The sequence below is a fragment of the Yersinia sp. 2553 StPb PI genome (assembly GCF_052217105.1).
Taxonomy (GTDB): domain Bacteria; phylum Pseudomonadota; class Gammaproteobacteria; order Enterobacterales; family Enterobacteriaceae; genus Yersinia; species Yersinia enterocolitica_E.
In genome coordinates, this window is record NZ_JAZGPX010000002.1 from 2956815 (window position 1) to 2981813 (window position 24999).

The following is a 24999-nucleotide window of genomic DNA, read 5'->3' on the forward strand; positions in this document are numbered from 1 at the left end:
TTAATTTTATATAACTCACTGTTATTTAATATAATATCATCTCAGCCAATGTCATCAAGCCCAATTCAGGAGCCAGTTTATGAGTAAGTCCGAAAGTCTGTATGCCCAGGCACAGCAGGTGATCCCAGGCGGGGTTAACTCTCCGGTGCGTGCATTCACCGGTGTCGGTGGCGTTCCATTGTTTATTGAACGTGCTGACGGCGCTTATCTATTTGATGTCGATGGTAAAGCTTACATCGATTATGTCGGCTCCTGGGGTCCGATGGTGCTTGGTCACAATCATCCCGCCATTCGTCAGGCCGTAATTGAAGCAGTCGAGCGCGGCCTAAGCTTTGGCGCACCGACAGCGATGGAAGTCAAAATGGCTGAGTTGGTGACAGAATTAGTGCCAACCATGGATATGGTACGGATGGTTAACTCCGGTACCGAAGCCACCATGAGCGCCATTCGTCTAGCCCGAGGTTTCACTGCGCGCGATAAAATCATCAAGTTTGAAGGCTGCTATCACGGCCACGCCGACTGCCTATTAGTAAAAGCAGGCTCTGGCGCATTGACCCTCGGTCAGCCAAACTCTCCGGGGGTACCGGCTGATTTCGCTAAGCACACTCTGACCTGTATTTATAACGATCTCGCCTCTGTACGTGAAGCCTTTGAGCAATACCCACAAGAAATCGCCTGTATCATTGTTGAACCTGTCGCTGGCAATATGAACTGCATACTACCGCAGCCAGAATTCCTGCCGGGGCTGCGTGATCTATGTGATGAATTTGGTGCATTGCTGATTATTGATGAGGTCATGACGGGTTTCCGGGTGGCATTAGCCGGGGCGCAGGATTACTACCATGTCATTCCTGACTTAACCTGTCTGGGGAAAATTATCGGTGGTGGTATGCCGGTGGGTGCTTTCGGTGGTCGCCGTGATGTCATGGAGGCACTGGCACCGACTGGACCAGTTTATCAGGCGGGAACTCTCTCCGGGAACCCTATCGCTATGGCGGCGGGTTATGCCTGTTTAACTGAAGTGGCACAGGTAGGTATTCATGAAACCCTGACCGAGTTAACCGATTTACTGGCAACTGGCCTGCTCGATGCAGCACAAGCAGAGAATATCCCGCTGGTGGTTAACCACGTTGGTGGCATGTTTGGTATCTTCTTTAGCAATTCACCAACGGTCACCTGCTATCAGGATGTCATGAATTGTGATGTTGAACGCTTTAAACGTTTCTTCCATTTGATGCTGGCAGAAGGCGTCTATCTGGCCCCTTCTGCGTTTGAAGCCGGTTTTATGTCCGTCGCACATAGCAAAGAGGATATCCAGAGAACCGTCGATGCTGCCCGCCGGTGCTTTGCCAAACTTTAATATCTATAGATACTATAACCACCGCCAAAACGCTGGAGGTGGTTATAAATTAAAGCCCAGAGGTTTAATGCGCTTAATTAATTTAATGCCGATTAACGGTATAAAGTAATTCTGATATTTCTACATACTGTGGAATATCACCACCACTACTACCATTCCAACTTGGCCCCATAGGAAGTGTAGGCATTTTAACTTCAACTGGGTGATAATCTATTATATTACGGGTTACTGGTTGAACAGTATCAATGTGCGTCGTCAGAGAAAAAGTTAATACATCGGAAATGAGTAACACACCAAAGCCTGTCACTATCAGGCCATATATTAACAAGATATTAATCAACACCTTGTCATTAACTCCATGCAGAAAAAACTTACTTTTTTCATGAATTAATTCAGTCATCTTATTTCTCTCCAATTTAATTACCACTAAATAATGAGTAGAATAATCAGACAAACTAATAACTTAAAAATAATTTACATTGCATTATTTAGTTTGATAATATACAGGTAACTATCAAATTGACAATCACAATTAGCGTCTAAGTAACGCGGTGGATTTTCTGCCTGATTCTTTCACACTATCATATAAAAACTCATGAGCAATACTTTATTACTTATTAAATTTAACTGAGTTTAAATATAATTAACAATGCATGTAGTATTTTTATTTATAATAATTTTAAATACAATAATCATTAAATAATATTACTATAAATTAACCCAATATCCTCTATATCATCGACTCATAATTAATAGCTCGATGATATATTTGATAAAAAATCTAACTACAGTTCAGAATCCATATTCAAACGAAGCAGATTATTGACATAATAACCGCTTACCGCCCTTGTTTACGCAATAAATAAACAAAGTAAGGAGCACCAATAAATGTTGCCAACAACCCTGCGGGGATTTGGTTCGGGAACAACAGCATGCGGCCACACCAGTCGGCAAATACCATCAGCAGTCCACCTAAAATAGCCGCGATAAACAGTTGTGGAATGGCTCGGCGAAAGCCCATCATACGCGCCATATGTGGTGCCATCAGCCCGACAAAACTTAAAGGTCCAACTGTCAGGGTAGCCGCGGCAGTTAAGATGGCAGCCAATAACAAAATGGCTAACCGGCTAGGTGCAAGCGCCATACCCAGTGCTCTGGCTGTGACACTGCCCAATGGCAAAATCATTAACCATCTGCGGCACAGTGGCGCTAATGTAATCAGCACCAAAGCAACTAAACCGGTTGTTACTGCCTGTGTTCCATTAACCGAGTAGGTAGAGCCAGAAATCCACGCCAGCAAGCCGCGCATACGTGGGTCGCCACTGGCCAGTAACATAGTGATTACCGTGGTAAAGGCGGTGCTCAGTGCAATCCCTGCTAATAGCATTCTGCCTGGAGAGAACCCGCCACGACCAGCAACCACCAGAATCAACAATAACGTGGCCGCAGCCCCTAAGCTCCCGGCGGGTAGCAACCATAGCAACGCATTACCTGGCACGATAAACATCATGACCACCACCCCGAAAGAAGCACCAGAGCTGATACCCAGAACTTCGGGGCTAGCCATTGGGTTACCCGTCAGTTTTTGGATTAAGGTCCCCGCCACCGCCAGCATCATACCGGCCGATAATGCCGCGAGCACACGTGGCCAGCGCCAATGTAACACTGCCTGAAGTTCATCACCGGTAATCCAACTCCAGCCCTGATTGTCGCGGCCGAGCATAAGCGCTACCGTCAACCCAGCCAGCAGTAACAGCAAACCAACACTTATCCATAATCCTAAATGCTGTCGTTCAGCAGGAACATTATCGCCAAAATCCATATTGGGTGCGGTCGCACTGTGTAAACGTGGTAGTAGCCACAACAGTAGTGGTGCACCAATCAAGGCGGTCGCCGCACCGGTAGGGATCTCCCGCCAGACTTGCGTCAGCCAGATGATGCTCTGATCGGTAACCCAGAGCAGTAACGCCCCGACTACCGGTGCCAGTATCAAGCGCTGAGATAACCGCCGCGCACCAAAAATTTTCGCCAACAGTGGCGCAAATAGACCGATAAACCCAATGACTCCGACTGCATTAACTAACATCGCACTGAAAATAATTGCCACGCCCAGCGCACTCAACCGCGCCAGTGATAACCCCAGTCCTAGATTACGAGCAATGCCATCATCTAGCCCCAATAGGGTTAATGGGCGTATCAGTAAAGCTGCCAATATGCAGGTAATCACTAAGCGTGGCAGAATAAATTGCACCGTACTCCAATCCTGCTGATTCAGTGCGCCACTGCTCCATAAGAACAGCCCCTGCAACTGGTCATAGTTAAATAGTGCCAACAGACCATTAACTGCACCACAGTACAAACCAAGAACCAGGCCAGCCAGAATCAGAGTGACAGGCGAGAGTCGTTTTCCCCAAGCGACACCAAATACCAACGCACCGATGACCATACCACCAGCCATTGCTGCCAGTTGGCGGGTCAATTCGCCACCGGGTAACATCCATAGGGTAGCGACTGTCAGCCCAAGTTGGGCACCCGCCGCGACACCGAGTGTGGCGGGTTCGGCCAATGGATTACGCAGCACTTGCTGGAATAAAACACCGACTAACCCTAACCCAGCACCGGTGAGCAGTGCGACGACCAACCTAGGTAACTGGCTGTAATGGAATAACATCTGGCGCACATCATTGTTGTCTGGCCGCCATAACGCTTCAGCCCATAATGAAACGGGCAATAATTGGCGCAGATTATATAGAGTCAGTGCCACGGCAATTATCAATAACAGCCCAAGTAATCCAATGGGCAGTAACCCGCTCTTGCGTGGATGGGTTGCCATCATGATGCATTACCCCATGCCTGCTCCAAAAGACGCACAAAACGCATGGCAGACAACGTTGAGCCGTAGAACCACACCGGCGGCAATATTCGTAATTGGTTTTGACGCACAAATGACATAGATTGCCACAACGGAGTGCCAGCAACCTGTTGTAACATTTCACGATTACCATGATCGAAGCAGATGGCGCGCCCCTGTTTTATGGTCGCTAAACGTTCAATACCCACAACCGAGCTACCCCAGAGATTGGTTTCTCCCTGCCAGGCATTTTCAATCTTCAATTGGTCCAATACATCTTGGAATAGGCTGCCTTTGCCGATAACCAGCGCATGGCGAGTGTCCAACAGAGTAAACATCAGTAGTGGTGCCTGGCTGGTGTGATAAAGACGTTGACGAGCTACCTGCATAAAGTGGGTAAAGTCAGCAATATGCTGCTCCGCAACCGTTTCTAGCCCTAGCCGTTGGCCCAGCGTGCGCAATGAGTTCCGGCCAACTGCCAGCGGTGAACTGCCCTCTTCATTAAAGGCAAAACTCATCGAGGGAGCGATAGGAGCGAGTTTTTCCGGCGAAGGGCCAAAGCCTTGCGACATCAGGATTAGCGACGGTGCCATTTGCTGTAGCAGTTCCAGGTTAGGTTCAGTACGCTGCCCCACATCAATAACACTGGCAGGCAATTCAGGATCTTCAACCCATAGTCGGTAATTATGGGTGTCAGCCACACCATAAGGTGTAACCCCCAATGCCAACAGTAACTCAGTGGGTAACCACTCTAACGTGACAACTCGATTAGCATCAATCTTGCCGCTATTCTGCGCCCAACTGGGCAATGACAGCAGTAACGGCGATAGTGCTAATGCGGTAAGCAGTCTGCGCCGAGAGTGATCTGGCATCGCGCAATGAGATTCAACCATGGATAAATGTGTTGTCATTAGTACACGAAGCTTACCGGCGCACCACCGGCCGGATGCGGTAATATCCCCATTGGGATACCGTAGATTTGCTCCAATACCTCTCCCTGCATCAGGCTGTCAGCCGGCCCTTGTGCAATCATCTCCCCGCCACGCAATGCCACTAAGTGGTCGCAATAACGGGCGGCCATATTGATATCATGCAACACAGCAATGACCGTCAATCCGCGTTCACGACTGAGATGTTGAATTAACCCTAATACCTCTACCTGGTGCGCAATATCCAGTGCCGAAGTCGGTTCATCGAGCAATAGGCAGCGGCTATTTTGTGCCACCAGCATGGCCAACCAGGCACGCTGCCGTTCACCACCGGATAAACTGTCAACCAACCGGCTAGCCAAGGGTTTTAAATCGACCAATGCAATTGCCTCTTCCACTTGTTGGCGGTCTTCCTGACGAAAACGGCCTAACGCGCCATGCCACGGATAGCGGCCAATCGCCACCAATTCACGTACCGTCATCCCTTCAGCCGCCGGTAACTGTTGTGGCAAATAAGCAACTTCACGGGCAAACGCTTTGCTGTCCCACAGTGCTAATGGCACATCATTGAGTAAGGCTTCGCCACTTGATGGTGGCTGATGGCGACCCAGCATTTTTAATAGTGTTGATTTACCGGAACCATTATGGCCGATAAGTCCGCAGACTTTGCCTTGTGGGAATGTCAGTGACAGTGGCTGTAATAAGGTTCGGCCGGGAACCGAAAAACTCAGCTCACGGAGGATAAAGGTGCTGGATTGGCTTGCCTGTTGGTCCAAGATGGTGCCCTGCGATTAAAAGTTAACGGGTTTAACAATTATTGCGACCCGAACGTTATCGAAAAATAGCGAGAAAGTGAATCGAAACGATAATAATTATCAAAGTGAAATAATTATCAAAGCAGGTAGTTTATGCGTAACCTGCGACGAACTGCAAGCGCTAAGCCAGCCGATTGAGTAGTAAGAAATGAGGGGATAAGGTGCGGAGGCAAAACAGTGGAGCTGTGGAGCATGAATAGACTGGCACGGTCGCGATAACCGTGCCAGTGGGTTAACTGTTACTGGCCGAACATATCTTTTATCCAGCCGGCAACACCGTCGCCTTCGGCTTGTGGTGGCGAAGCGGGCTGAGCCGCCTTACACAACCCCTGTGGGTTTTCAGTCCAGACAGGAATGGTGCGCATACCACCAGCCTCACCACAGACAAAGTTACCCGCCGAATCAATGCTCATCTCGCTAATCCCTTCCGGTGGTTGCAACACCAACGGCAGTGGAGTCTGGTTCTCCAGATAGCGGCGATACAAGGTTAGCGCACCATTAGCTCCGGTCAGTTTTGCCGGGCCGTTATTGTCACGACCAACCCAGGCAATCGCCACTTCCTTACCATCAATACCGGCAAACCAGCTATCACGCAGGTCGTTGGTAGTACCGGTTTTGGCCGCCAGTGTGTATTTGGAGAATTTCACTGACAGCGAACGAGAGGTACCACGGGCCACCCCTTGTTGCATCGCATAAAGTGTCAAATAGGCCGCCTGAGCAGGTACCATACGTTCCGCCTGTGGGAAGCTCTGATACAGCACGGTGCCATCTTCGGCAATAACCGAACGCACCGCCGATAACGGTGCACGGTTACCGCCACTGGCGATAGTCTGATACTCCTGTGCCACTTCAACCGGAGTCAGGTCAATCGCCCCCAGTAACATGGCCGGAACTGGAGTAATAGCGGCTTTCGGGATCCCTAATCGCTGCAACATCGCACTGATTTGATCCAACCCAACCGACATTCCCAGATTCACCGTCGGCACGTTCAGCGAGTTAGCCAGCCCATCAACCAACATCACCTGACCACGGAACTGGCGATCATAGTTTTTTGGCTGCCATGATGAACCGTTTGGTAATTTGATCGACAACGGTTGATCAGATAACCAAGTGTTAAGGCGGTATTTATCTGGCTCACTCAATGCCGTCAGATAAGTGGGTGGCTTGGCAAGAGAACCGACTAAACGACGAGCCTGCATTGCACGGTTAAAGCCTGCATACTGCGGCTGTGCGCCGCCCACCATGGCACGAACTTCGCCACTGAAGCGGTCAACAATCACCATCGCCGCTTCCAGATCATCCAAATGACGAGCGGCTTTCAGCGCCGGAATGCCGTCTTCAATGGCTTTTTCTGCTGCATCTTGTGAAACTGGATCCAGTGTGGTGAAGATCTTCACACCAGATAGATCGTTAATCTTGTCACCCAGTTTCTGTTGCAGTTCCTGACGCACCATCTGCATAAAGGCTGGCTGGGGAGTAATAACACCGCCTTTTGGCTGTACCCCCAGCGGGCGGGCACTAAGCATGGTGTAAAGCTCTGCGTCAATCACACCTTGATTCTGTAACAGGCGCAACACCAGATTGCGACGTTCAAGTGCCAGCGTTGGGTTACGCCATGGGTTATACAGCGACGCCCCCTTCACCATACCCACCAGCATCGCTTGCTGATCAAGGCTCAGTTCATTTACCGGGCGACCAAAGTAATACAGGCTTGCCAGCGGGAAACCACGAATCTGATCGCTACCACTTTGACCGAGATACACTTCGTTCAGATACAGTTCCAGAATCCGATCTTTGCTGTAACGGTAATCCACCAACAGAGCCATATAGGCTTCGTTAAGTTTGCGCCACAGTGAACGCTCGTTGGTCAGGAACAGGTTTTTCACCAATTGCTGCGTCAGGGTACTGCCGCCCTGCACCGCTTTACCGGCAGTCAGGTTAGCGACTACTGCGCGGCCAATGGAGTACGGGCTGATGCCATCGTGCTCATAGAAATGGCGGTCTTCGGTTGCCAGCAAAGTATCGACTAACAAATCAGGGAAACCGGCACGCGGCACAAACAGACGCTGTTCACCGTTAGGTGATTGCAGCATGGTAATCAACTTAGGATCAAGGCGCAGGAAACCGAAATCACGCTGATTATCCAGATTTTGGATCTGGGCCAGACGATCGTTTTTAAACACCAAACGCGCGCGGATCTGGCCCTCTTTCGCATCAGGGAAATCAAATGGGCGGCGCAAGATATCAATACTATCGCCCTGAACCGTGAATTCACCTGGACGGGTCATACGGGTAACCTGCCGGTATTGCATCCCTTCCAGCAAATCGACCATCTCTTTTTTGCTGTAGGACATCCCCGGTTCAAGGTTAACCATGCGGCCATACACAGCGGCTGGCAGTTGCCAAACTTTGCCATCGATGCGGCTGCGAATTTGCGAATCGAGGTAAACCCCATAAATAGCCAGCACCACGGCACCGACTAAAAACAGTTTGATAAATAAGCCGAGCCAGCGGCGTTTTTTACGGGGCGGACGTGATGCTACCTTTCTTGGCATCGGCTCTTCCTCGTCATCGTAGTCATCATCGTCGTGCTCTTCGTCATCTAAATAGTCTTCTTCTTCGAACTCATCTTCATCACGCCGCCGGCGCAGTGGCCGTTTCGATGCGACTTTGGGTAGGGCTTTCTTGCCCTTGCGCCCTATTGGCTCGCGGTCATCCCCAGACATGTATTTATCTCCACGCGCATTGGCGATTATTGCGGCTTAATGTGTTCCCCAATTTATCGAATAGAAAGGGGAAACATCTGAAATTATTGGCTCTGATACTTCTTGGTCCTGCGGGTTGGCCGGGTATTGGCAGGGTCATCCGGCCAGACATGTTTGGGATAACGCCCTTTCATCTCTTTTTGTACCTCCCGATATGCGCCTTGCCAGAAAGCGGCTAGATCACCCGTAATCTGTAATGGCCGATGTGCCGGGGAGAGCAGTTCTAACACCACCGCCACCCGCCCGCAGGCCAGCATCGGGCTGTGTTGTTCGCCAAAGACCTCCTGCAAACGCACCGCCAGTACCGGTGGCCGCTCGACATAATAACGGATTGGCAGGCGGCTCCCCGTGGGCACAGTGTAATGAGTTGGCAGCTCAGTATCCAGCCGTTGACGTAACTGCCAGCTCAACAAGCGGGTTAATGCCTCGCTAATATTCACTTGCCGCAATCCGCGGAAAGCCCGCACGCCGGACAGCGACGGCTGTAACCACAGCTCAAGTTTGCTCAGCAAACTGTCATCATCCATCGCAGGCCAAGGCTCCTCAGGTAGCCAGCGGGCAGCACATTGTAATCGAACGCGTAACTGCTCGGCATGCTCATCCCAATTGAGTACCTGCAACCCTTGCTCGCGTATCCAGTTAAGTAATGCCGATTGCAATGCCTCATCGCTCGGCTTGGCTAACGGTTGCGCCCGTAAGGTCAAACGCCCGATTTGCCAGCGTCGCCAGGCCCGCAGCGTACCCTTTTCTTCATCCCATTCCACCACCGTCCGCTCGTCGACTAACCGGGGTAATTGTTTTACCAGTTGTTCAACATCAATCGGCAATGCCAGCAAAATACGCGCATCCGGCCCGCTGTTGCTTTGTAATAAGTTGGCGGCCACTAGCCAGGGGGTACGTGACAGCGCCTCATCCTGAGCCATTGCAGCCCCCATACCGTTAGCCAACAGGTAGCGACCATCCAGCCCTCTCTGCTGCGCGATGCGATCAGGGTAAGCCAGTGCCAGCAATTGGCCGGCGAGATTACTGTCCACGTTGCCTGAACGGCGGTTGACTCTTTGCGTCAATTGCCGTGCCCGGCGCTGCCAGTGAGGTTGCGGCCGACTAAGCCAATCGTGTAAATCAATCTGACCAGAACGGGGTGGTTCTTCCAAAATGGCGGCCAGCAATGCCGCCGTTGCCAACGCATCGGGGCTTTGTTCAGCGGCAAAGCACAACATGGCCGCCAAACGCGGTTCACAACCTAAACTCGCCATACTGCGCCCCGTAGCACTAAGGTGGCCATGGGTGTCGATGGCCCCGAGTCGCATCAATAATTCGCGCGCGACAATGAGTGCCGCCTGCGGCGGTTGATCCAGCCAGCTCAGTTGTGCCACATCCTGACAGCCCCAATTCAGCAGTTCCAACCATAAGCTGCATAGATCGCTGTTGAGGATTTCCGGCTCACTGTATTCCGCTGCTCGATCGGCTTGCTCTTTAGCAAACAAATGCCAGCAGATACCCGGTTCCAGCCGCCCGGCACGCCCGGCACGCTGAATCATTGAGGCCTGACTGATACGCTGGGTGACTAATCGGGTCAGGCCATTTTTCACATCAAAACACGCTACCCGCTCCAGGCCACTGTCCACCACCAGCCGAATACCTTCAATGGTCAAACTGGTTTCGGCAATATTAGTCGCCAGCACCACTTTGCGCCGTCCGGCGAGAGCCGGTTGAATCGCTTTCTGCTGTTCATTGAGCGGCAGCGCACCATACAGCGGGCAAAGATCTGTGTCGTTGGCTACGGCACCGTGCAAGCGCTCCATCACGCGATGGATTTCACCGACACCGGGTAAAAATAGTAATAAAGAACCGGTTTGCTCATTTAATAAACGCTTAACCCGACTGGCAACCCCATCTTCAAGCCGCTCATGGCTTGATAGCGGCTGATAGCAACGATCGACGGGAAAGCTGCGCCCAGCCGAGACAATGGCTGGCGCGCAAGGAAGTAGCGAGGAAAGACGCTGGTTGTCCAGAGTCGCGGACATGATTAACAGTTTTAGGTCATCGCGCAGCCCCTGCTGTACATCCAGCAATAGCGCCAGCGCTAAATCAGCTTGCAAACTGCGTTCATGGAATTCATCGAGGATCACCAGCGAGACGCCCGTTAGCTCAGCATCCTGCTGGAGCATGCGCGTCAAAATGCCTTCGGTTACTACTTCCAAACGCGTATCTGGCCCGCTTTTGCTTTCAGCACGCATCCGATAGCCTACCGTCTGGCCGGGTTGTTCCCCCAGTTGTTGCGCCAGGCGGTAAGCCACATTTTTCGCCGCCAGCCGCCGTGGTTCCAGCATGATAATCCGCCCTGGCAACCCACTGTATTGCAGGATTTGCAGCGGTAACCAGGTCGATTTTCCCGCGCCGGTCGGGGCATGGAGTAAGACTTGCGATGAGGTTTGCAACGCAGAGAGTATCTCGCTGAGCACTTCACTTACCGGTAAAGCAATCACTGTCGCATCACGCTCTTTCTGGTTCACCACCACATTTGTCTCCATGCTCTACTTTCATCATCAGTCATTGTAACATCATGGCCGTAGAGCGTATTTAGCCGAGTGATTATGCCAACCAGATGATAAATACCATTGATAAAACTAAAACAAGTTTCCGTCGCATGTTCTTTGCCCTGACACTGCCTGAAACCATGCAGCAGGATATTGTGCAATGGCGGGCGGCGAGCTTCCCACCCGAGGCCGGTCGCCCTATCGAAGCCGCTAATATGCACCTGACACTGGCATTTCTTGGCGATATAAGTGCCGCTAAAGCACAGGTATTGCAGCAGCAAGCCGGGCGTATCAGCCAGACTGGCTTCAGCGTAACCTTAGATGATGTCGGCCATTGGCCTGGTTCGGGCGTGATATGGCTTGGCTGTAAAAATCCGCCCCGGGGCCTGTTGCAGTTGGCGCAGTTGCTGCGATCTCAGGCTGCGCGCAGTGGTTGCGCCCAAACATCACTGCCATTCCACCCCCATGTGACCTTGTTGCGTGGCGCTACCCGCCCGGTAGCTATACCGGCCAAAACCAATAATCAACGCTTGTGCGTAGACCACTTCTCACTGTATGAGTCAGTATTGGTGCGCGGTCGCACCCGCTATACCCTGATACAAAGCTGGCCGCTGGCTGGCGGCGAAAGGAAATTTGATGACGTCTAACCCTCAATTGTTATCTTTTAACCCACGGTTACAGCCCGCCACACTTATCCTGCGGTATAAACGCTTTTTAGCTGATATTGTGACACCCGCTGGAGAATCATTAACCATTCATTGCGCTAATACTGGGGCAATGACGGGTTGCGCGACGCCCGGTGATACAGTTTGGTATTCGACCTCAGATAACCCGAAACGTAAGTATCCCCACAGTTGGGAGTTAACGCACACCCAAAGTGGTGATTGGATTTGCGTAAATACCTTACGGGCCAATGAGTTAGTCAGCTCTGCGATAGATAAAAACCATATTGTTGAATTATCTGGTTACACTTCTGTCAAAAGAGAGATTAAATATGGAGACGAGAACAGCCGTATAGACTTGTTATTGCAGGCAGAAAATAGGTCTAACTGCTATATTGAAGTCAAGTCGGTTACCTTATTACAGCAACAGTGTGGGTATTTCCCGGATGCCGTCACCCTACGGGGTCAGAAGCATCTCAGGGAGTTACAAAGCATGGTTGCCGACGGTCACCGGGCGGTACTTTTTTTTGCCGTATTGCATACGGGCATCAGGCAAGTCGCTGCGGCCCGACACATTGACAATCGCTATGCAGAATTGCTGGCCCAGGCTCAGCAAGCAGGAGTGGAGGTTATTTGCTACGGTTTTCAACTATCGCCTGACGGTATTGCGCTGGACGCCCGCATACCGTTATTACTGGCTGAAACGCTCTCACCAACAAGCGCTGAATAAAGAAGCGATTATTGGAGAAAGTTGTTCGCCAAATACGCCTTCCTTCACACCATTGTCAAGCAGGCGACAGGAATAATTGCTAACCTACCTTCCTTCTGGTATTTATAGCGGCCTGATTTTTCCCCGTATTGGGGATTTCGATAGTGCGTATGAATGTAGGAGAAGCATCATGCAAGAAGGGCAAAAACGTAAAACCTCGTCCTTGAGCATTCTCGCCATCGCTGGGGTAGAACCGTACCAAGAGAAGCCAGGCGAAGAGTATATGAATGCCGCCCAGCTGTCGCATTTCAAGCTGATTCTTGAAGCATGGCGCAACCAGCTCAGGGATGAAGTGGATCGTACTGTATCGCACATGCAAGACGAAGCCGCTAATTTCCCTGATCCGGTAGACCGTGCTGCGCAGGAAGAAGAGTTTAGTCTTGAACTTCGTAACCGCGACCGCGAGCGTAAACTGATTAAAAAGATCGAAAAAACGCTGAAAAAAGTCGAGGATGACGATTTCGGTTTCTGCGAGTCTTGTGGCGTAGAAATTGGTATCCGTCGTCTGGAAGCACGGCCAACTGCAGATTTGTGCATTGACTGTAAAACCCTGGCCGAAATCCGCGAAAAGCAGATGGCAGGCTAACTGCATACCCAATGAAATTGGCGTTGTAGATAGGCAGCAAGCGAACGAATCCCGATGCGCTAACAAACGTAAGTAATTCGGGCGAGAGGCGTAGCTAACAACCCTACAACTCCAAATATGAAGGGTATAACACGGTGCCAGAGTCACCTCCGGCACCGTATCTATTACGCGGAATTCCCTTCCCTTTTTATGTCCGAAGATATCAGTACTCAACAGCCCAGTGTGCTGCAACATTATGTTCAGCAACACGATGTTCGGCAACATAAGTACGTGGGCCGTTTTGCCCCATCCCCGTCTGGTGATTTACATTTTGGTTCACTGATTGCCGCACTCGGAAGTTACCTGCAAGCCCGTGCTCAACGCGGGAACTGGCTAGTTCGCATTGAAGATATTGACCCCCCTCGAGAAATTCCCGGAGCTGCTTCCCGTATCCTGGCGGCATTAGATCACTATGGCCTCCATTGGGACAGTCAGGTTATCTATCAGTCCCAGCGTCATGAAGCCTATCGCGCCACATTAGACTGGTTGAAACAGCAGGGCCTGAGTTATTACTGCACGTGTACACGCAGCCGCATTCAACAGCTAGGGGGATTCTACGACGGTTATTGCCGTGACCGCCATTTACCTGCTGATAGTGCCGCCATTCGTTTGCGACAGACACAGCCGATTTATGCCTTTTATGATAAATTACTGGGTGAGTTGCATGTTGAATCTGCGCTGGCACAAGAGGATTTTATTATCCGCCGCAGAGATGGCTTGTTTGCTTATAATTTAGCTGTGGTGGTTGATGATGCTTTTCAAGGCGTGACAGAAATTGTGCGTGGGGCTGATTTGATTGAACCTACCGTGCGCCAAATAGCCTTCTACCAACAGTTACAACAGCCCGTTCCGAGCTATTTGCACTTGCCATTGGCACTGAATCATGACGGTAATAAGTTATCCAAGCAAAACCATGCAACACCGCTACCGGATGGCGATCCGCGCCCGATTTTGGTTGATGCATTGAAGTTTTTACATCAACCGCTGCCAGAATGCTGGCAAGATCTTGATTTACCGTTATTATTACGTTTTGCAGTCGAAAATTGGACGTTGGCAGCAATTCCGCTTCACGGGACAATAGCAGTCACTGAAAACACAACGGCATTCTCAAAGTAAGCACGGTGAGCTATGATTAGCCGCTGTTTTTCTGTAGTTCTGTTATTTATTAGCCACTATCGAGGTGTACCATTTTTACCCGAGTAGCCAATTTCTGCCGTAAGGTACTGATTCGCGATGATAAATCAGAACGCGATAACAAAGCTGTCCGTGATGATACGGCCCGTGATGGTAGTGCCCGTAAAGATAAAGTGCCCGGTGAAGATAGCGTGGCCCGCAAAGAGAAAAGGCCTGCCAGAACAAATACTGGCCGCAAGAATCATGCGGTGCCTGCTTCACAACAGAGTGCGATGACGATTATTCCGCGAGATCAGCACAATATTTCCCGTAGAGAAATCAGCGATAATGCGCTGAAGGTTCTCTATCGCCTGAATAAATCAGGCTATGAAGCCTATCTGGTTGGCGGCGGCGTCCGCGACCTGTTACTGGGCAAAAAACCGAAAGATTTTGATATCACCACCAGCGCGACACCAGAACAAGTGCGGAAATTATTCCGTAACTGTCGTCTGGTTGGCCGCCGTTTTCGCCTGGCCCATGTCATGTTTGGCCCTGAGATCATTGAAGTTGCCACTTTCCGTGGTCACCATGAGCAACAACCGGCGGAAGATAGCGACAAGAACTCTTCCCAGCAAGCGCAAAATGGCATGCTGCTGCGTGACAATATTTTTGGCACCATCGAAGATGATGCTCAGCGCCGTGATTTCACCATTAACAGCCTCTACTACGGTATTTCTGATTTTGCCCTGCGTGATTACACCGGTGGCTTGCGTGATCTGAAAGAAGGCATTATCCGGCTGATTGGTGATCCTGAAACTCGTTACCGTGAAGATCCCGTGCGCATGCTGCGTGCAGTGCGTTTTGCCGCCAAATTGGATATGACGATCAGCCAGGAAACCGCTGAGCCGATCCCACGTCTGGCCTCATTACTGCACGAGATCCCGCCAGCGCGCCTGTTTGAAGAATCACTCAAACTGTTGCAATCGGGTTATGGTTATAAAACCTATTTAAAACTGTGTGAATATCAGTTGTTCCAACCATTATTCCCATTGATTGCACGCAATTTCACTGAGCAGCATGACTCTCCGATGGAGCGCATTCTGGTTCAGGTACTAAAAAATACTGACCATCGTTTGCATAATGATCAACGCGTCAACCCAGCGTTCTTATTTGCGGCTATGCTTTGGTATCCGTTGATTGAACATGCGCAAAAACTGACGCAGGAAAGCGGTTTGGCGTATTACGATGCCTTTGCGCTGGCAATGAATGATGTGCTGGATGAAGAGTGCCGTTCGCTGGCCGTTCCAAAACGTATTACCTCACTGGTACGAGATATCTGGCTGCTGCAACTGCGCCTGTCTCGCCGTCAGGGTAAACGTGCGCACAAGTTGATGGAACATCCGAAATTCCGTGCTGCTTATGATCTGTTAGCGCTGCGGGCTGAAGTGGAAAATAACCATGAGTTGCAGCGTTTGACACAATGGTGGGGGGAGTTCCAGGAAGCCACACCGCTACAGCAGAAAACCATGCTGAATACGTTAGGGGCTGATCCGGCACCACGACGCTCTCGTCCCCGCCGCCCACGTAAGCCAGCACCACGTAAAGAAGGGGCATAATTCGCATCATGATCCGGGTCTATATCGCGTTAGGCAGCAATCAGGCTATGCCACTGCAACAGGTTAAAACCGCCCTGGAAGCGTTGGAGCATCTGCCACGCACCCGGTTAGTTGCATGTTCGCCATTTTATCGCACCAAACCGTTAGGCCCACAAGATCAGCCAGATTTTCTTAATGCCGTGGTAGCGTTAGATACCTCACTACCACCCGAGCAACTGCTGGACCACACTCAAGCCATTGAACGCAATCAGGGCCGGGTAAGGAAAGAACAACGCTGGGGGCCACGAACGCTGGACCTGGATATCATGCTGTATGGCTCACAGGTGATAACAACCGATCGCCTGACTGTGCCGCACTATGGTTTGAAAGAGCGCGAGTTTATGCTCTATCCGCTGGCTGATATCGCACCTGACCTGATTTTCCCCGATGGCGAAGCATTATCAGAACGCCTTAAATGGGTGGATAAAAACGGTCTGGTGCCTTGGTAACTCATACTTGCCAAATTCAACATATAGCATCCCTATCTGATATCCCCACCATCTTAACCCCTTGTCTCAGGAGAAAAGAGTGATGAAAGCCACCACCATGAGCCACTTGCGTCAATGGAAACAAGAAAAGCGTAAGTTCGCCACACTGACAGCCTATGATGCCAGTTTTGCCCAGTTGTTTGTCGAGCAAGGTATTGAGGTACTGCTGGTGGGTGATTCGCTCGGTATGACGTTACAAGGCTTCGACTCGACTCTGCCAGTAACCACCGCGGATGTGGCTTATCACACCCGTGCGGTGCGCCGAGGTGCGCCTCATTGCCTATTATTGGCAGATATGCCCTTCATGAGTTATGCCACACCAGAGCAAACATTTACTAATGCCGCAGAGTTGATGCGCGCCGGCGCCAATATGGTCAAACTGGAAGGCGGTAGCTGGTTATGTGATACCGTGCGCATGCTCGCTGAACGTGCCGTTCCGGTATGCGGGCATCTGGGATTAACCCCGCAGTCAGTTAATATCTTCGGTGGCTACAAAGTACAAGGCCGCGAAGAAGTAGCAGCAAATCAGCTACTGAAAGATGCACTGGCACTTGAACTCGCGGGGGCGCAATTATTGGTACTGGAATGCGTGCCAGTAGAACTGGCAAAACGGGTTAGCGAAGAGCTGGCTATTCCGGTGATTGGTATTGGTGCTGGTAATGTCACTGACGGGCAGATACTGGTTATGCACGATGCGCTGGGCATTACTGGCGGTCATACCCCTAAATTCAGTAAGAATTTCCTGGCACAAAGTGCCGGTGATATTCGCGCCGCCATTAAGCTGTATATTCAGGAAGTTGAAAGTGGCCTATATCCGGCGGAAGAACATACATTCCAGTAAATTTTGCGGATAATACGCTGCTATTACATCCTATTTATACCCAATAGATTTCAAGATGCAGGAAGGCGGCAAGCAGAGGCGAGGCCCATGAATGGGTCGAGTAATCACCGCAGCCAACACACCTGCAATTTGAAAGATGACCGGTATCGGAGAGAAGAATGCTGATTATTGAAACCCTGCCGCTATTGCGTCAGCAAATTCGCCGTTGGCGTCAGGAAGGAAAGCGAGTTGCACTGGTACCAACCATGGGTAACCTGCATGAAGGGCATATGACATTAGTGGAAGATGCCAAAACCCGTGCCGATGTGGTGGTCGTGAGTATTTTTGTCAATCCGCTGCAATTTGAACGCCCGGATGATTTAGCTCGCTACCCACGCACTTTGCAGGAAGATTGCGAGAAGTTGACCCGTCACGGTGTGGATCTGGTATTCGCCCCTGCGGCAGTCGATGTCTATCCATCCGGTCTGGAAAGCCAGACCTATGTCGACGTCCCTGCCCTGTCTACTATTTTAGAAGGTGCCAGTCGCCCTGGTCATTTCCGTGGTGTATCCACTATCGTCAGCAAACTGTTCAATCTGGTGCAACCAGATGTTGCCTGTTTTGGTGAAAAAGATTATCAGCAACTGGCACTGATCCGTAAAATGGTGGCGGATATGGGCTATGACATCAATGTTGTCGGGGTGCCGATTGTGCGGGCGAAAGATGGTCTGGCACTGAGTTCCCGCAATGGCTATCTGACGGCTGAAGAGCGAAAAATCGCCCCGCAGCTCAATAAGATAATGCAAGCTCTGGCCGAGAAACTGATCTTGGGTGAAAGGCAGATTGATGATTTGCTGGCTGACACCGCAGAGCAATTACGTCATGCCGGTTTTACCCCGGATGAACTGTTTATCCGCGATGCCCACACTTTGCAACCATTGACCATCGACAGTAAACAAGCCGTTATCCTGCTGGCCGCCTGGCTGGGTAAAGCACGCCTGATTGATAACCAACAGGTTGATTTGCGTAGTTAACCCCTGACTGCGGTGAATAGCGGCCGAGCCCGGTTTTCACCGCACATCCCCCTTCCCTGCTCCTCTTATTCTTCACCAAACAAGGTGTTAACCCGAAAGCATTTTCTCTGCCTTTTGTATGTAATACATCGCATAAATAAAAGGGGGTTGAAGATGGGAATTAGGGTTGGAAATCATCTGTTTTCCACTGAGATTAGTCACTCAGTCATCGCAAATATAGCGGAAAAAACACTACCACCATCGATGAGTTTATGGGAGATAATAAAGGACTTTTTCTGTTGTACCCATCATGCTGAAGCATTGGATTGTCTCTATCAACTGTACCATCCTCTGAATAATACCGATGCAATGAACCCGGAGGAAATTCGCGGCAACATAGCAAAAGCATTTAATCAATTAAAACAGTTAGCAGCACCAGGATATGAAGAGAGATTTTCTCAGCCTAAGGGGTCTAATAACCAAGAGCAACATTTCACTATTACTGATAAAAATGACGAATTTATATTAAATATAAGAATGAACATTAACACCAATAAATACACAATCTCCACCCCTAGTGGCGACCCAGTATGCCTATATCTGCGACCAAAGTCTGCACAAGCAACCGATAGACCGATGGGATCGGGGGCTTGATAGCAAGTCCCTGTTCCGCTAGCCGCAGACCCGTTTTAGTCTCCTGTTTTTATCACTCAATCGCTGAGCCATAGACAAGCGGTATAAAATCAGCAAAACTGGATGCTTCTCCCTAAATCAATCGATGATGGGATAGGATGCCAGACTTATTCTGGGTAATAACCGGGGTCAAAGGTAAGAGTTATGATACGCACTATGTTGCAAGGCAAACTGCATCGGGTCAAAGTCACTCAAGCTGATTTGCACTATGAAGGTTCCTGCGCTATCGATCAGGATTTTCTGGAAGCCGCTGGCATTCTGGAATACGAAGCCATTGATATTTATAACGTTGATAATGGTCAGCGTTTTTCCACTTATGCTATCGCCGCCGAACGCGGTTCACGGATTATCTCGGTGAACGGTGCCGCGGCGCGTTGTGCTTGTGTCGGTGATAAGCTGATCATCTGTTCCTACGTACAGATGTCTGATGCTGATGCCCGATTGCACCACCCTAAAGTGGCGTATTTTGAAGGTCAGAATCAACTGCAACGCAAAGCTAAAGCGGTACCGGTTCAAGTCGCTTAATTACCCTTTGTACTTGAAGCCGCAGGGGTGTTAGCTACGTTCACTTACCCGAATCACTGACTTCAGTCAGCTCCTCGGGATGCGTTTACTTGCTGGCCTACCTGCGACTCCAATTACTTTGGGTAATATCCTTCTTACTGAAGGCTCAGGTTAGCCACGTTTGCTCACCTGTATTCTTGGTCTTTCAAGATAAAAAATGGTGCCTTACCAGAGCACCATCTTTCATATCCTCTTCATACCATCGAGTTGTTAATCCGACTCCATCACCGCAGGTGCAGGGGCAACCGGCTGGCCAGGTTCATTGGCAATACGCTCTGCCATAGTCGGTATTGAATCAGTACGCAGAATATAAAGCCGTTTGAGGGTATACGGATTATCACCGGGTTTAACCTTGCCTTGTATGGTGGTCACCGCCAAATGGAAACCGGCATTTTTAGCCGCATCGATAGCGGTTTGGTTAAAGCCACCAAAGGGATATGACAGAAAGATCACGTGCGGATTAAATTGAGATAACGCTCGTCGTGAGTGTTCAAAATCAAAAACAATATTGTGATAAGAACGGCTCAATAAGATAGGGTTACGTTTATTATCAGTCCGGTGTAAAAAATGAGTATGAGACTGAACATCAAATACATCCTGAATCTCTTTCAATTCAGAGATACTCATAAACTGTAATGAATCAGGGTTCCATTTTTGTGGATGGCGCTTAATTCGTGATGAAATAATAAACGCCGTAGCCCGGAAGCCATTTTCTTTCAATATAGGATATGCGTAGCGGTGGACCGATTTAAGACCATCGTCAAAGGTCAGTACTACAACTTTTGCGGGCAGATTAATCTTGTTATTGAGATAACCTTCAAGCTGATAGAGCGAAATCGTGTCGTAACCTGTCTGCTTGAGATAGGTCATCTGGTTACTGAATGCCGCATCAGAGGTGGTGGTTGATGTATTGAGGAAACGTTTATTCTCCTCATTCTTCAACATATGGTGATAGGTCAGGATCGGGATGCCGTTATCGATTTCAGCATCGACGCTACTGACATAGCCTAAGCGATCACCAATATTGACCTGATACCAGGTATTCCCTAACCGGTCTTTCAATTTACCCACGATAGGATAACGCAAGTTATCTACCAGCGTAGCAAACTGCTCACTGCGCACATCCGCCGCCAGATAGACAGGAGTTTCGCGCTTGATCAATATATTTTGATTGGGCAGGGGTTTATTCAAATCACCCAAGATATCGTTGGTTTTTCGTGCTTTGTTGATATCTTCTAAATCGTCCTTATCAATAAAGCCGATGCCATTACCAAATTTAAATTCATAGTATTCTGCCGCGGCGGGTAAAACCTGAATAAGTTGATCTTCTTTAATCTCACCGACAGGAATGACCTTCTCACCAACCAGTGAATATATTTCGCTATCACGCTGTGCAACCATATATTTAGGCGTAAGTGTTGCTTCATCAGGTAAGAGATCTGCATGGGTTGCCGGTATCATTACCGACATGACAAGACCGAGTAGCATCCCAATAGCTATTCTGTTTTTATGCCACATTATCGTTCTACTTATGCGCATTTGGCGCTGAATTGAAAAGGGGAAAATCTGGTGCGCCAGCATAGCACGAGACGCCAGAAGTTGAGAAAGACGATATTAGATGGGGACATTATTTATTACGTTTAAATTCCAGTATTAACAACAATTAACTAACTAATAATTCACGATCAATCTCTGCTAATAGCCAAAATCATTGGCGTTACAGCAAGGCGGCAAGTCAGCGCATCCCGATGAGCTTACAGCAGTAAGTGATTCGGGTAAGTGAACGTAGCCAACACCGCTGTAACGTCAAGGCCGAAAAGAATACCCAAAGTCATTGGCGTTACAGCAAGGCGGCAAGTCAGCGCATCCCGATGAGCTTACAGTAGTAAGTGATTCGGGTAAGTGAACGTAGCCAACACCGCTGTAACGTCAAGGCCGAAGGGTATTAGGTGCGTAGCCCACGACCACGCTCTATCAAATACCAAGCCCACGCATAAAACACCGCGATGAATACCACCAAAACACCAATGGTCAATACCAATGGCACATCAGAAATCCCAAGGAAGCCATAACGAAACCCGCTTATCATGTACACAATGGGATTTAGTTTCGATACCGCCTGCCAAAAAGGGGGCAGTAATGATAGCGAGTAAAAGACCCCGCCCAGATACGTCAAGGGGGTCAGCACAAAAGTAGGCACCAGGCTGATATCATCGAACGTTTTGGCAAATACCGCATTCAGTAACCCACCGAGGGAAAACAGAATGGCCGTCAGCATCAATGTCAGTGCAATCATTGACCAAGAGTGGACATGCAACGGTACGAAGAACAGTGAGATAATCGTTACCAGAATACCGACACAGATCCCACGGGCGACCCCACCACCGACATAACCGATAATCACAATATGTGTGGGTACCGGTGCTACCAGCAACTCTTCAATACTGCGCTGGAATTTAGCACCAAAGAACGATGCAGCGACGTTGGCATATGAGTTGGTGATAACCGCCATCATAATCAAGCCGGGAACGATAAATTGCATATAATTAAAACCGCCCATATCACCAATTCGGGCACCAATCAGGTTGCCGAAAATAACGAAATAGAGCGACATAGTAATCACCGGTGGTACCAGTGTTTGAATCCAGATACGAGCAAAACGCGTGATTTCTTTGATCCAAATACTCTGTAATGCTACCCAATATAGGCGGGTCATGCTTTCTCTCCCCCGTTACCATTAACCAAGGTGACAAATAGCTCTTCCAGACGGTTAGCCTTGTTGCGCATACTTTGTACCTGAATTCCCTGAGCGTTCAATTGACTGAATAAACCATTCAGACCTTGCTCACGCTTAACATCAACCTCCAGCGTTGAGGTGTCCGTCAGACGATAGCCATAACCTTCCAGCTTAGGTAGCGGGCTTTTAATACCCAAATCAAAAATAAAGGTTTCTGACTCAAGTTTGCCAAGCAACTGCTTCATGGTGGTATTTTCCACCAGTTCACCATTCTGGATAATACCAATGTTACGGCACAGCATTTCTGCTTCTTCCAGATAGTGAGTAGTCAGAATAATGGTGGTCCCCTGCGCATTCAGCTCTTTCAGGAACCCCCACATCGAGCGGCGTAACTCGATATCCACCCCAGCGGTAGGTTCATCAAGGATTAGCAACTTCGGCTCATGCATCAGCGCACGCGCAATCATCAAACGGCGCTTCATCCCGCCCGACAGCCGGATAGCGCGCTCATTGCGTTTGCTCCACAAATCCAACTGAGTGAGGTATTTCTCGGCACGTTGTAACGCCTCACGCCGCGTGACGCCGTAATACCCCGCTTGGGTAATCACAATCTGCAACACCGTCTCGAATGGGTTGAAGTTAAACTCCTGTGGTACTAACCCAAGTTGGCGTTTGGCATTCACGATATCGTTATCAATATCGTAACCAAAAACTTGTACCTTACCGGACGTTTTGTTCACTAATGAACTGATAATACCAATGGTGGTCGATTTACCCGCACCATTCGGCCCAAGCAGGGCATAAAAATCACCTGCCTCTACGCGCAGATCAATGCCACGTAGTGCCTGAACGCCACCTGCATAGGTTTTGGTTAGTTGCGTTATTTCCAGTGCATATGTCATAAGTAAAAAAGAACCTTATTCTATGAGTTTCTCAGCGATAACAGCATACCCATGCCTTGCTTAGCTCGCCTGTCAGGGCAAGTTACGGGGAGCAGAAGGGATCATGGGTCGATACCGAGAAGATGTTACGCAGACGAAAATTGCGCGATCAACAGGGTCACTGTTCCGATTTCAAAATCGTCATCCTTGCCGTATATTATCTTATCGCAATCCGTTCATTACAGGCTATTTACATTAATGAAAGAAATAGAGAAGCTCCTCGCGAACAATGACATGTGGTCAAACTCTATCAGTAAAGATGACCCCGATTTTTTTGAACACCTGGCGCAAGCCCAGAAACCCCGTTTTCTGTGGATTGGCTGTTCAGACAGCCGCGTCCCCGCAGAGCAACTAACTGGTCTAAAAGCGGGTGAATTATTCGTTCACCGCAATGTAGCCAATCTGGTTATCCATACGGATCTCAACTGCTTGTCCGTGGTGCAATACGCCATCGATGTTTTGCAGGTCGAACACATCATTATCTGTGGTCACCTTGGTTGTGGCGGTGTCGAAGCGGCGATCAAAGGTGAAGAGATGGGCCTTATCGATAACTGGTTACTGCATATTCGTGATCTTTGGTATAAGCACAGCTCACTGCTGGGTGAGCTACCACAAGAAGAACGCAGCGATATGTTATGTAAAATCAATGTCGTAGAACAAGTCTATAACCTGGGTCATTCGACTATTGTCCGGTCCGCCTGGAAGCGTGGGCAGAAAGCCATGATTCACGGCTGGGTCTATGGTATTGAAGATGGCAAACTGACTGATTTGAAAGTCTCGGCCACCAGCCTCAGTAGCCTTGAAGTCCTTTACCGTGAAGCGATGGCAAAGTTACTGCAACCTAATAGAAAAGACTGAACAGTCGCCAGGGAGGGTGTTCAAGCACACCCTCTCCCATCCCTAAATGCTGCTAAAGACACTCGAACTCAAAATATTGACGTGCAGTGACCAGCGGCAAATAAGGCGTAGCGAGCTAAGTCAGTTTGAGTGCGCCCAGCACGCAACAACCGGAGCGTACACGTAGTACGTGAGGATTCTAAGTACTGCGTAATCTCAAAATGGCGACGCACAGTAGCCGTTCCTGATCACTCGTCAAACATGACAACCTTTCCTACATAAGGAAGATGTCTATATCTTTGAGCATAATCGATACCGTAACCCACCACAAATTCATCAGGAATGGCGAAGCCGACCCACTCAACCGGCACCTGAACTTCGCGACGCTCTGGTTTATCCAGCAACGTGCAGATAGCCAATGATTTTGGCCCACGCAATTGCAGAATTTCACGCACTTTACTTAATGTATTACCGGAGTCGATTATATCTTCAACAATCAGCACATCCTTACCACGGATATCTTCATCTAAATCTTTCAGGATTTTCACATCTCGCGTGGTACTCATGCCATTGCCGTAGCTGGAGGCCGTCATAAAATCGACTTCATGGGAAACATCAATGGCACGGCATAAGTCAGCCATAAACATAAATGAGCCACGGAGCAACCCGACCAGCACCATTTCACTGCCGCTGTCGCGGTAGTGTTCGGAGATTTGGCGGCCTAATTCGGCAATTCGGGCTTTGACTTCCTGCTCGGAAATCATGACTTCTACAGTGTGTTTCATAAGTATTTACGTCGCTTTTTTACGTTACTTGCCACAA

The 24999-nt window shown here is 49.4% G+C and carries 22 protein-coding genes; 12 read left to right on the forward strand and 10 right to left on the reverse strand.

Translation table 11 applies throughout. The annotated features are described in order from the left end of the window. The first annotated feature begins 79 nt into the window (after positions 1-79). The gene (gene hemL / locus V2A84_RS15100; RefSeq protein WP_083160440.1) at positions 80-1360 is read left to right on the forward strand and encodes a glutamate-1-semialdehyde 2,1-aminomutase; all 1281 of its coding nucleotides are present in this window, start codon (positions 80-82) and stop codon (positions 1358-1360) included. An 82-nt stretch (positions 1361-1442) separates the two neighbouring features. Here the strand turns inward: hemL and V2A84_RS15105 are convergent, their stop codons facing one another. The 6 genes from V2A84_RS15105 to hrpB all read right to left on the reverse strand — a co-directional run bounded on the left by V2A84_RS15105 (position 1443) and on the right by hrpB (position 11254). Further along, positions 1443-1760 (reverse strand): E492 group microcin, encoded by a 318-nt coding sequence (locus V2A84_RS15105; protein ID WP_083160442.1) that lies wholly within the window; start codon positions 1758-1760, stop codon positions 1443-1445. A 438-nt stretch (positions 1761-2198) separates the two neighbouring features. Beyond that, positions 2199-4196 (reverse strand): Fe(3+)-hydroxamate ABC transporter permease FhuB, encoded by a 1998-nt coding sequence (fhuB, locus tag V2A84_RS15110; RefSeq protein ID WP_083160444.1) that lies wholly within the window; start codon positions 4194-4196, stop codon positions 2199-2201. Beyond that, entirely contained in the window at positions 4193-5122 is a 930-nt protein-coding gene (fhuD, locus tag V2A84_RS15115) for a Fe(3+)-hydroxamate ABC transporter substrate-binding protein FhuD (protein ID WP_083160446.1), read from the reverse strand. The genes fhuB and fhuD overlap by 4 nt, the downstream gene beginning before the upstream one ends. After that, positions 5122-5916: a Fe3+-hydroxamate ABC transporter ATP-binding protein FhuC gene (fhuC, locus tag V2A84_RS15120; RefSeq protein WP_083160448.1), complete on the reverse strand. Its 795-nt coding sequence runs from the start codon at positions 5914-5916 to the stop codon at positions 5122-5124. The genes fhuD and fhuC overlap by 1 nt, the downstream gene beginning before the upstream one ends. Before the next feature lie 278 nt (positions 5917-6194). Continuing rightward, a complete protein-coding gene (gene mrcB, locus V2A84_RS15125; protein WP_083160450.1) occupies positions 6195-8681 on the reverse strand; it encodes a bifunctional glycosyl transferase/transpeptidase in 2487 nt (828 codons plus the stop codon). Positions 8682-8764: 83 nt separating this feature from the next. Then, positions 8765-11254 (reverse strand): ATP-dependent helicase HrpB, encoded by a 2490-nt coding sequence (gene hrpB / locus V2A84_RS15130; RefSeq protein WP_442848940.1) that lies wholly within the window; start codon positions 11252-11254, stop codon positions 8765-8767. A gap of 74 nt (positions 11255-11328) precedes the next feature. Between hrpB and thpR the strand changes: the two genes are divergently transcribed. From thpR to panD, 10 genes are all read left to right on the forward strand, one after another. Next, positions 11329-11907, forward strand: coding sequence for an RNA 2',3'-cyclic phosphodiesterase (gene thpR / locus V2A84_RS15135; RefSeq protein ID WP_083160454.1), 579 nt, complete (start codon positions 11329-11331; stop codon positions 11905-11907). Then, positions 11897-12652, forward strand: coding sequence for a DNA/RNA nuclease SfsA (gene sfsA, locus V2A84_RS15140; protein ID WP_193784723.1), 756 nt, complete (start codon positions 11897-11899; stop codon positions 12650-12652). Before thpR ends, sfsA begins: the two co-directional genes overlap by 11 nt. Positions 12653-12821: 169 nt before the next feature. Further along, complete coding sequence (gene dksA / locus V2A84_RS15145; RefSeq protein WP_002209354.1) at positions 12822-13277, forward strand: RNA polymerase-binding protein DksA; 456 nt, start codon at positions 12822-12824, stop codon at positions 13275-13277. Positions 13278-13466: 189 nt separating this feature from the next. Continuing rightward, the gene (gluQRS, locus tag V2A84_RS15150) at positions 13467-14432 is read left to right on the forward strand and encodes a tRNA glutamyl-Q(34) synthetase GluQRS (RefSeq protein ID WP_227746562.1); all 966 of its coding nucleotides are present in this window, start codon (positions 13467-13469) and stop codon (positions 14430-14432) included. 290 nt (positions 14433-14722) lie between these two features. Beyond that, on the forward strand, positions 14723-16045 hold the full coding sequence (pcnB, locus tag V2A84_RS15155) for a polynucleotide adenylyltransferase PcnB (RefSeq protein WP_265331657.1): 1323 nt from the start codon (positions 14723-14725) through the stop codon (positions 16043-16045). Positions 16046-16053: 8 nt separating this feature from the next. Then, positions 16054-16533: a 2-amino-4-hydroxy-6-hydroxymethyldihydropteridine diphosphokinase gene (folK, locus tag V2A84_RS15160; protein WP_083160458.1), complete on the forward strand. Its 480-nt coding sequence runs from the start codon at positions 16054-16056 to the stop codon at positions 16531-16533. A gap of 82 nt (positions 16534-16615) precedes the next feature. After that, positions 16616-17413 carry a 3-methyl-2-oxobutanoate hydroxymethyltransferase gene (gene panB, locus V2A84_RS15165; protein WP_083160460.1) on the forward strand — a complete coding sequence of 266 codons (798 nt, stop codon included), beginning with the start codon at positions 16616-16618 and terminating at the stop codon, positions 17411-17413. Between the two features lie 158 nt (positions 17414-17571). Further along, positions 17572-18426: a pantoate--beta-alanine ligase gene (gene panC / locus V2A84_RS15170; RefSeq protein ID WP_083160462.1), complete on the forward strand. Its 855-nt coding sequence runs from the start codon at positions 17572-17574 to the stop codon at positions 18424-18426. Between the two features lie 153 nt (positions 18427-18579). Next, positions 18580-19059, forward strand: a complete 480-nt coding sequence (locus V2A84_RS15175; RefSeq protein ID WP_083160464.1) for a hypothetical protein — start codon at positions 18580-18582, stop codon at positions 19057-19059. 183 nt (positions 19060-19242) lie between these two features. Continuing rightward, complete coding sequence (gene panD / locus V2A84_RS15180; RefSeq protein WP_032905470.1) at positions 19243-19623, forward strand: aspartate 1-decarboxylase; 381 nt, start codon at positions 19243-19245, stop codon at positions 19621-19623. A gap of 249 nt (positions 19624-19872) precedes the next feature. Here the strand turns inward: panD and V2A84_RS15185 are convergent, their stop codons facing one another. From V2A84_RS15185 to V2A84_RS15195, 3 genes are all read right to left on the reverse strand, one after another. Next, on the reverse strand, positions 19873-21180 hold the full coding sequence (locus tag V2A84_RS15185; RefSeq protein ID WP_102970472.1) for a polysaccharide deacetylase family protein: 1308 nt from the start codon (positions 21178-21180) through the stop codon (positions 19873-19875). Positions 21181-21607: 427 nt separating this feature from the next. After that, the gene (locus tag V2A84_RS15190; protein WP_083160466.1) at positions 21608-22378 is read right to left on the reverse strand and encodes an ABC transporter permease; all 771 of its coding nucleotides are present in this window, start codon (positions 22376-22378) and stop codon (positions 21608-21610) included. Next, positions 22375-23301, reverse strand: coding sequence for an ABC transporter ATP-binding protein (locus V2A84_RS15195; protein ID WP_083160468.1), 927 nt, complete (start codon positions 23299-23301; stop codon positions 22375-22377). Before V2A84_RS15195 ends, V2A84_RS15190 begins: the two co-directional genes overlap by 4 nt. Before the next feature lie 237 nt (positions 23302-23538). On the opposite strand from V2A84_RS15195, the gene can reads away from it, so the two are divergent. Continuing rightward, on the forward strand, positions 23539-24198 hold the full coding sequence (gene can, locus V2A84_RS15200; protein WP_050086084.1) for a carbonate dehydratase: 660 nt from the start codon (positions 23539-23541) through the stop codon (positions 24196-24198). Between the two features lie 227 nt (positions 24199-24425). Here can and hpt read toward each other — a convergent pair whose 3' ends face one another. Then, the gene (gene hpt / locus V2A84_RS15205) at positions 24426-24962 is read right to left on the reverse strand and encodes a hypoxanthine phosphoribosyltransferase (RefSeq protein ID WP_083160470.1); all 537 of its coding nucleotides are present in this window, start codon (positions 24960-24962) and stop codon (positions 24426-24428) included. Between the last annotated feature and the right edge of the window lie 37 nt (positions 24963-24999).